The sequence below is a fragment of the Phormidesmis priestleyi ULC007 genome, assembly GCF_003003695.1.
GTDB classification, from domain to species: Bacteria; Cyanobacteriota; Cyanobacteriia; order Leptolyngbyales; family Leptolyngbyaceae; genus Phormidesmis_A; species Phormidesmis_A priestleyi_A.
The window spans coordinates 1-7623 of record NZ_PVWG01000084.1 but is presented as its reverse complement, the minus strand read 5'-3'; the positions used below and the strand labels follow the sequence as shown (position 1 = coordinate 7623).

10 protein-coding genes and 1 pseudogene are annotated in these 7623 nt (G+C 48.8%); 8 read left to right on the top strand and 3 right to left on the bottom strand.

What is annotated here, in order from left to right; all coding sequences use genetic code 11:
• Window positions 1-218 precede the first annotated feature (218 nt).
• Window positions 219-1982 (top strand): annotated as a pseudogene (locus C7B65_RS29070) (Tn3 family transposase).
• On the opposite strand, the gene C7B65_RS26290 reads toward C7B65_RS29070, so the two are convergent.
• Together C7B65_RS26290 and C7B65_RS26285 are read right to left on the bottom strand one after the other, a co-directional pair.
• Window positions 1945-2910, bottom strand: a complete 966-nt coding sequence (locus C7B65_RS26290) for a ParM/StbA family protein (RefSeq protein ID WP_073075290.1) — start codon at window positions 2908-2910, stop codon at window positions 1945-1947. The pseudogene C7B65_RS29070 and the gene C7B65_RS26290 overlap by 38 nt on opposite strands.
• Before the next feature lie 45 nt (window positions 2911-2955).
• A complete protein-coding gene (locus C7B65_RS26285) occupies window positions 2956-3156 on the bottom strand; it encodes a hypothetical protein (RefSeq protein WP_073075291.1) in 201 nt (66 codons plus the stop codon).
• A 207-nt stretch (window positions 3157-3363) separates the two neighbouring features.
• Here C7B65_RS26285 and C7B65_RS26280 point away from each other — a divergent pair, with 207 nt between their 5' ends.
• The 4 genes from C7B65_RS26280 to C7B65_RS26265 are packed head-to-tail and all read left to right on the top strand — an operon-like array spanning window position 3364 to window position 4978.
• Complete coding sequence (locus tag C7B65_RS26280) at window positions 3364-3555, top strand: ribbon-helix-helix domain-containing protein (protein ID WP_073075297.1); 192 nt, start codon at window positions 3364-3366, stop codon at window positions 3553-3555.
• 15 nt (window positions 3556-3570) lie between these two features.
• Window positions 3571-3789, top strand: coding sequence for a hypothetical protein (locus C7B65_RS26275; protein ID WP_073075292.1), 219 nt, complete (start codon window positions 3571-3573; stop codon window positions 3787-3789).
• Window positions 3789-4406: a Uma2 family endonuclease gene (locus tag C7B65_RS26270; RefSeq protein WP_073075293.1), complete on the top strand. Its 618-nt coding sequence runs from the start codon at window positions 3789-3791 to the stop codon at window positions 4404-4406. The genes C7B65_RS26275 and C7B65_RS26270 overlap by 1 nt, the downstream gene beginning before the upstream one ends.
• Entirely contained in the window at window positions 4403-4978 is a 576-nt protein-coding gene (locus C7B65_RS26265; protein ID WP_073075294.1) for a Uma2 family endonuclease, read from the top strand. Before C7B65_RS26270 ends, C7B65_RS26265 begins: the two co-directional genes overlap by 4 nt.
• A gap of 1 nt (window position 4979) precedes the next feature.
• Here C7B65_RS26265 and C7B65_RS28200 read toward each other — a convergent pair whose 3' ends face one another.
• Window positions 4980-5120: a hypothetical protein gene (locus C7B65_RS28200; protein WP_181314514.1), complete on the bottom strand. Its 141-nt coding sequence runs from the start codon at window positions 5118-5120 to the stop codon at window positions 4980-4982.
• A 538-nt stretch (window positions 5121-5658) separates the two neighbouring features.
• On the opposite strand from C7B65_RS28200, the gene C7B65_RS26260 reads away from it, so the two are divergent.
• The 3 genes from C7B65_RS26260 (at window position 5659) to C7B65_RS26255 (ending at window position 7571) form a co-directional block, all read left to right on the top strand.
• Window positions 5659-5907 carry a hypothetical protein gene (locus tag C7B65_RS26260; protein ID WP_073075295.1) on the top strand — a complete coding sequence of 83 codons (249 nt, stop codon included), beginning with the start codon at window positions 5659-5661 and terminating at the stop codon, window positions 5905-5907.
• A gap of 99 nt (window positions 5908-6006) precedes the next feature.
• Window positions 6007-6585 (top strand): hypothetical protein, encoded by a 579-nt coding sequence (locus C7B65_RS27535; RefSeq protein WP_143162129.1) that lies wholly within the window; start codon window positions 6007-6009, stop codon window positions 6583-6585.
• Entirely contained in the window at window positions 6582-7571 is a 990-nt protein-coding gene (locus C7B65_RS26255; protein ID WP_073075296.1) for a DUF3854 domain-containing protein, read from the top strand. Before C7B65_RS27535 ends, C7B65_RS26255 begins: the two co-directional genes overlap by 4 nt.
• Window positions 7572-7623: the final 52 nt, after the last annotated feature.

Here is a 7623-nt window from a genome sequence, read left to right as displayed (position 1 = left end):
ATCTGGCAATGATTCGGATTATGGTCAAGCGCTTGGCGTAAAATTTGACCCGCTACAACTTTTAAAACACCCTCTTAGAGCAGTGTGAAGAGATCGCTGCTTACAACAGTGACAATTACTTACCCTTATTGTGGCGGTTTTACAGTCGCTATCGCAAACTGCTGTTTACGCTCGTCCGCTCGCTTGATATTCGTTCTACAACTCAAGATCAGTCCTTAATGGAAGCCTTGGCGTTTGTGTTGGAACATGAGCACCGCCGGGGTCAGTGGTTATCCGCCAAAACCCTTGATCTCAGTTTCGCCAGCGACTCCTGGCGACGATTGGTGATTGTCAAAAAAGATGGCACAGCCGGTGTGGTGCGGCAACAACTAGAGATTTGTATCTTCACCTATCTCGCCACTGAGCTGAAGACAGGCGATGTCTGTGTTGTTGGCTCAGAATCCTATGCTGATTTTGGAGAACAACTGCTGAGCTGGCAGGAATGTCAACCTCAGTTAAAGTCCTTCTGTCAAGAACTGGGCATTCCCTCTGAGCCAGATGAATTCATCGCTCACTTGACGACTTGGCTGACTCAAACGGCGGTTGAAGTAGACCAGATTTGCAAAGACGGAACGCAAGTGACATTTTCACAGAATGGGGAGCCGGTACTCAAGCGAATCCAAGCACTGCCTCAACCTCTCGGAGCTAGGGAGTTGGAAGCCTTGATCCACCAGCGACTACCTGAACGGAGCATTCTCGATATTCTTGCTAACGTCGAGCACTGGTTGCATTGGACACGGCACTTTGGTCCTGAATCTGGCTCCGAACCCAAACTAGATGACCCATTGGAACGATATATTTTGACAGTCTTTGGTTTGGGATGTAACCTCGGACCCAATCAGACCGCGCGGCATACCAAAGGACGAGTGACTTCTCATCAGTTGTCCTAGGTTCATCGTCGTCACATCAATGCCAAAAAGCTGCAAGCTGCGATGACTGACATGATCAACGCTTACGCTCGGCTCAATTTGCCGAAAATCTGGGGCACGGGTAAACGGGCAGCAGCAGATGGTTGTAAGTTTGAGACCTATGAGAACAATCTATTGTCGGAATATCACATTCGCTATGGTGGCTATGGCGGAATTGCCTATCACCACGTCTCTGATACTTACATTGCTCTGTTCACTCATTTCATTGCCTGTGGAGTCTGGGAAGCGGTCTACATCCTAGACGGACTGCTCAAAAACACGTCTGAGATCCAGCCCGATACCCTACATGCCGATACGCAAGGGCAATCGGCTCCGGTCTTCGGATTGGCTTACTTATTGGGGATTCAGTTGATGCCGCGCATTCGCAACTGGCAAGACTACATTTTCTTACGTCCGGATCAAGATGCAGTTTATGAATACATCGAACCGCTTTTCAAAGGAGTTGTAGATTGGCAGTTGATCCGAACGCATTGGCAGGACTTGATGCGAGTGGTGTTATCAATTCAATCGGGCAAATTAATGCCGTCTACGATCTTGCGTAAACTCAGTACCTACAGCCGCAAGAATAGGCTCTATCAGGCATTTCGAGAGTTGGGGCAGGTGGTACGAACCGTGTTTCTGTTGCAATACATCTCTCAGCGAGATTTGCGGCAGCAGATTACGGCTTGCACGAATGTTGTGGAAGGGTTTAATCAGTTCCTCAGTTGGATGTTTTTTGGCAAAGACGGCATCATCACTGAGAATGACCCGGAGGAGCAAGAGAAGCGGCTCAAATATTTAGATGTCGTCTCTTCTGCGGTCATTCTCCAAAATGCAGTAGACATTTCTTGGGTAGTGCAAACTTTGAGTGCAGAGGGCTACCCGGTAGACCGAGAGGCGTTAGCAGTGCTGAGTCCCTACACGACGAAGCATTTGAAGCGATTTGGAGACTATGTGCTGGATTTGCAGAACATTCCGCAACCACTAGAATCCGCAATCAGTCTGCCGATAGAGAGCGGTGAAAGCCATCTGTGATGAGCGTTCTAGGGTTCCGTGGCACTATTTTACACGTATCTCGGCTCGACCCCAAGAGCACTTCACCCAAGTCGTTTAGATAGGGTTGCCACTGGCTAATAGCTTTAGAGCGAATATCGTCTAACCACTGGTCACGGCATGAGGCAAAGTGAGTCATAAAGCTTGCACCATTGCGCCCAACTTGATAAGAACTGCTTTCGATGCCGTCCATAATTGCGGAAAGGTCAGCACTGGTAGACGTTTCCTTAAGTAACCTCGCCTGAATCATTTGGGCTAACTGATTGGTGCCTGGTAGGGTAATTGATGCCTCTCGCAGCATTAGCCCGTCTGGGCTGTACAGTCTTCCTGATGAGGTGCCACCGCCAAAGTCAATCACGCCATTGACGGCATCAAGCCACTGGTACAGGTCATTCTTGACCCCATAGTTGTAAGCGGCGGTTGCCTCCTCAATCAGCGTCACTTTTGCGATCGTGGTGATCACGTCTTGCCCGTTGCGAGTGTATTCAAAGGTGCCTTGAAGCTTCTGCGATTGGGCGATCGCTTCCCCATTCCGCACGTCTGGAACTGCAATCTTGAGGTTCTCAACTCTCAGAATGCTTTGACCATAGGACGGCTCTAAGGCTGCAAACACAGAATCTTGCATCATTGAGAGCTTGCCTTTATCAAACGCGCTCTTGCCCTTCATCGTCTTGGCTGCGGTGCCAACGGCGTAGAGAGTGCCGTCGCGATGGATGATGACCGTCTCAGCAGAAGGGGCGGGTACGTCTTCCCAGGATGGATCGAACTCTCTGATCACGTTAGGCAGTCGAATCATTGCACCGGACGCTGAGACATATTCGAGGTAGCGGTTGCCAGGGTTGACTAGAATCTCGTGACGGATGGCGGTGCGTGTCGTGATGAGTCTTTGCACTTCGGTTGTAGGGGTCATGGGTCGTTTGTCCTGGTAGGTAAATTCGGCTGATGGTTTGGGGCGTTAAGGCTTTTGATCAGGCAAGCGAACACCTCCGGTGCAGCAAGGCTGTTCGGGGTCAACTTCCCATGTGCCGATGAGGTGTTTCCCATAGCGAGAAACCAGGAGGGCGATCGCGTGAGAAGGTGACGGGCTTTTAGTCACTGCCTGAATTTGATCAACGGTCGATCGGATATCGCTGTCCAGAACAATTCGAGTCGTCATAGGTTTTTGGGGATGGGGCAAAAGCTTTGGGATGGAGGCTAAGGAACGGTTTCGAGTCTCTGCGAATTCCTTAGCGATCCTTTCTTGGAACTCATGGTAACATCAATTCGTTACTTGCAATCACTAAAACGTGATTGATAGGTTACTTTTGGTTCATCCAACAAACCGTGTCGTAACATTAGGGTGAAAATGACAGAGAACACTGGTATGAGTAAGCGGATCGGGCTAACTATTCCCGACGCGATTAACGAGAAGCTAGAACGATGGGCAGAGGCAGAAGGAAGACCCGTTGCCAATCTGTGCAACTTCATCATTGAAAAAGCAGTGAGGGAGGCAGAGGAACGCGGGGATGTTCCAAAGCAAAAAGATATCCCTGCAACTGAGAGCAAGGGAAAATAGGGAGGGCGATCGCCAATGACCAGTCAGCCAGACCCCACGATCGGGATTCAGTACGAACTCAGGCAATTAGCGACGGCAACCACCGAGTTAGCCGAACGAATCAATGACCTGAGAGAAGCCATGACAACTGGCTTTACTGACCTCAAGCAAATCACTCAGCAACAGGCAACCACAGCCCAAACTCAAGCTGAAAGTGTCACGAAGCTGATTTCTCTATTGGAGCGCGATCGTTAATGACACAATCTGCTCTAAAACTTCTGACCTTCGATGACTTCATCACTCGCTATGGAGACAACGATCGTTATGAATTAATTGATGGAGAACTCACCGATATGGAACCGACTGGACCTCATGAAGAGGTTGCTGCCTTTGTTCTCCGCAAAGTGAACGCTGAAATTGATCGCCTTGATATTCGGTGGTTTACGCCCACTCGGTGCCTAATTAAGCCGCTCGGAACTTCGACTGCTTTTCGTCCTGATGCCGTTGTGCTGGATAAAGCTGAAATCGTTAAAGAACCCCTGTGGCAAAACGAGCCTGTAATCACCTTGGGTACTTCCATCAAGCTCGTTGTAGAGGTTGTCAGCACTAATTGGCAAAACGATTACGCTCGGAAAGTAGAAGACTACAGCACGATTGGCATTCAAGAATACTGGATCGTTGACTACTTGGGGCTAGGAGGGCGCGACTTCATAGGCAACCTAAAACAGCCCACGATTTCAATTTATTGTCTGGCAGAGAGGGGATATCGCTATCAACCCCCAACTCAATTTAGAGGTGGAGATCGGGTCATCTCTCCTACATTCCCAGACCTGCAACTGACGGCTGAACAAATTTTGAGGGCGGGGCTATGACGCAACTACTCGACAAAACTACAGACCATCGCACGGTTCTACAAGGGAACTGGGAGCATTTCACACACCTCCAAAAAGGCTATGAGGAAATCTCTCGTGCCAAGCTGACTTACTACGATGGAACGATCGAGATTTTTATGCCGGGTGAGGATCACGCCACGTTTACACACGTCATCGGTTTTCTACTCAGCATCTATTTAATTGATCAGGGAATCGCATTCAAACCCACGGGTGATAAGACACAGGAAATTGAGGGCGTTGTTTCGACGCAAGCCGATCAAAGCTACTGGCTTGAGAGACAGAAGAAAATCCCTGATCTGTCGATCGAGGTTGTCTTTACCAGTGGCAACACTGCGAAACTTCCTAAATATCGAGCGTTAGGCGTGTCTGAAGTGTGGTTCTGGGAAGATGGCACGTTAGCGCTCTATCACTTGAGAGAGGGTGGTTATCAACGCATCGATCGCAGTGAGCTACCAGGGTTAGAGGGTTTAGATCTAGACCTGCTAAAGCGCTGCATCCTCATCGGAGAAACCGATCTAGGTCAGGCGTTGAAGCTGTTTCGAGGCGTGTGACCTAGATCGCGTGTCCGGTTTCGTTGTGTGTCCGGTTTTTGGATGGGGCGATAGAGGATGTAGAGTTTGTAGAGGTAGCGATCGAGGGTTGGGCGCGATAGAGGATTGGAACCAAACACCACGAAACACCACGAAGCACCATGAAGTGACACAAACGCCACAAATGCCACACAATGTATTACAAAATAAGCCTACGAACTAAATCCATCCAACTTTCTGCACGGTCGAAGGTTGAATGGTGCAGAAAGCATTTACTTGTCTCCAAACCCAGGTAACGGAAATAGTGATACTACCTTTTAATTATTATAAAAAGTCTTCTTTTTTTCATAAAAAGTTCTCTTTTTACCTACCTAACAACGCGCCAATGCTGTTTGCTGACTTGACAGGGTGACTAAATACTTTCACACCCTATCAGGGATTACAGTAAGGCTTTCTCTCTCAAACGCTGCAAGCCAAGCCGTCAAAATGTCAACGGGCAAGCTGCCACTTTGATAAATCTACTTGTCATGTTGATTTATCACTGTACACACTTTTTGGAATTCCTGAATTCTGGCAAAAATTGCTGTTAGGTATGTCGGATAGTCGTACAGCTTGGCGATGCGAGAAGGCAGCAGTCGGTAAGACGCTTAATTTTTGTAATTTCACCGATCGTAACGATCTCTAAATGTACTTTTGGCTCTATGATCTCTACAAACTTGCAAGACCGGATTTATAACAAAATCATCATGGAATATCGTTTCTACGCGCTGCTAAATCAACGAATCCCGAAGTCGCTTGAGGCTGGACTCAAACAAGAAGCTGACGAGAGCGACGAAATCTTAGCCGATGTCATTCGGGACTGTCTCTATCGGGGTCTAACCGATCGACAAAGATTGAGACGGAAACTCGCCAAACAAGAAACCCCTCCACAACTGGTGAACAGTCGGTAGAGGGGTTTCTCGTTTTTGTAAACCTAAAAGCGTTCACGCCTCAGAAACTAGAGCGCTTTTAGACCACTAGCCACAGATCGAATCTGTGTGACAGATTCTATGCACGATATTAGCTCACGCTCAGACAGTTTTAATAAACTTTTTTCTCGCTTCTGCCCACCATTCTACAGCATAGAACCGTTACAGGGCAAGAGTCTTAAGTTTCAGTGGATACTAGAAAACGAAAAATGTGCGATCGTTCTTGCACGATTTCTTGATCGCTTCATCGCGTTCCTCCAAGATTTCGGTTTTTGCAAGCTGAAACGATCGAGAAATTGCAGCATTGCGACGCGCTGGCGAAGACAAAAATCGCACTCCTTCACGTTGAGATCGTGCCGCAGCGCGTCGCAAGAAAAGCAGCGGTACGCAGCCAGCACCGAAAAATTACGCGCGTACCAGAACTGCAAAACTTTTACAGGTAAGGGCTTACGGGCATTTCTGCTAGTGCGTACTGCGATTTCTTGGCGCGTCCTTGCGTACCGCTTCAGCCTCAAAAAATCAGCACAAATCGAGCGTGAAGCGGGGCGACCAACTGGCTATCAAGAGCGCAGTTTTTGGAGGTGGATAAAGCCGTTTCCTGACAGCGAGATCGTGCTTCTTGAAGACGCGGCATTCCTCCAAACAGGAGGTGCGTCATGAGTGCATCTATCCTTCAAACGACCCCCACTTTAGAGACTTTTTCGCAGAGATTTGAGCATGAGTGCATCGTGGGCAGCGAGATCGATTCTTGCCTCTATAGCGCGGCGATCGAGATCGTTGAGGACACCGGATATTTTGAGCCGAACGAGTTCTTAGGACAGAAAGTTTCTCGTCAGTGGCAAACCCACAAACCCCACAACTACAGAGCTTTGGCGGTTTTCCTCAACGAAGACGATGACCCCTGGCAAGCCAAGCCAGAGCATCCAAGAGTTAATCACAAGACGGGCAAAGAGCAAAAATACGAGTCGATTAAAGGCAGAGGTGCGAGGGCTTTTACGCCTCCCGTCACTGTCGGAATCTATCGAAAAATCACCGAACGCAACAGCATTGCTCAAGAGGATTTATGGCTAAAACTTTTAGTAGAAGCCGCAAGGCAGAACGAGCTAGACACGCTGCTTCAGAAGTGGAGCGGATCTGGAGCCAGCCAGTTAACGATCGAGCGTGGCGCGATAGCGGGGATGGGCTTTTCGTCCTCCTCCTCAAAGAACTTTATCCAGAATCAAGCCTTAGAGAAGCTGCAAAAACTCTTGCAGCCGAACACCCAGGAATTGCATTCACTCCAGCAAGGCAACCCTACACAGGAAGTCCTTGCAGCGCTATGCTGCTTTGTCGCGAATTTGCCATCCCGAACCCGCGTCCCGAATTTCTGGAAGTGGTTAGAACAGCGCGTTGATATCCCTCTAATTCTGACTGAGGGCGGTAAGAAATCGCTCTGTCTGCTGTCTCAAGGCTATGTCGCGATCGCGCTCTACGGGGCACGGGGCGGTGTGGTAGAGAACGAGGTTATCGGTGGCGAAAAGGTTCGCAAATTGAAGCCCGAACTCATTCACGATCTGCAACGGTTCGCAGTTCCCAAGCGCTCGATTACGATCGCGCTTGACCAAGACGATCGCATCAAAACTATAGCAATCCTAAATCAGTTGTAAGATGAAGGCTGAGTGGGTCGTGACCCCTGATGACAACCGTGAAAGATGGTAT

Excerpts from the sequence above, each read along its gene's own strand:
- C7B65_RS26280 (WP_073075297.1), top strand. The coding sequence starts at position 3,364 with ATGAGTAAGCGGATCGGGCTAACTATTCCCGACGCGATTAACGAGAAG.
- C7B65_RS26285 (WP_073075291.1), bottom strand. The coding sequence starts at position 3,156 with ATGACGACTCGAATTGTTCTGGACAGCGATATCCGATCGACCGTTGAT.
- C7B65_RS26255 (WP_073075296.1), top strand. The coding sequence starts at position 6,582 with ATGAGTGCATCTATCCTTCAAACGACCCCCACTTTAGAGACTTTTTCG.
- C7B65_RS26270 (WP_073075293.1), top strand. The coding sequence starts at position 3,789 with ATGACACAATCTGCTCTAAAACTTCTGACCTTCGATGACTTCATCACT.
- C7B65_RS26290 (WP_073075290.1), bottom strand. The coding sequence starts at position 2,910 with ATGACCCCTACAACCGAAGTGCAAAGACTCATCACGACACGCACCGCC.
- C7B65_RS26275 (WP_073075292.1), top strand. The coding sequence starts at position 3,571 with ATGACCAGTCAGCCAGACCCCACGATCGGGATTCAGTACGAACTCAGG.
- C7B65_RS27535 (WP_143162129.1), top strand. The coding sequence starts at position 6,007 with ATGCACGATATTAGCTCACGCTCAGACAGTTTTAATAAACTTTTTTCT.
- C7B65_RS26265 (WP_073075294.1), top strand. The coding sequence starts at position 4,403 with ATGACGCAACTACTCGACAAAACTACAGACCATCGCACGGTTCTACAA.
- C7B65_RS26260 (WP_073075295.1), top strand. The coding sequence starts at position 5,659 with ATGATCTCTACAAACTTGCAAGACCGGATTTATAACAAAATCATCATG.
- C7B65_RS28200 (WP_181314514.1), bottom strand. The coding sequence starts at position 5,120 with ATGGTGCTTCGTGGTGTTTCGTGGTGTTTGGTTCCAATCCTCTATCGC.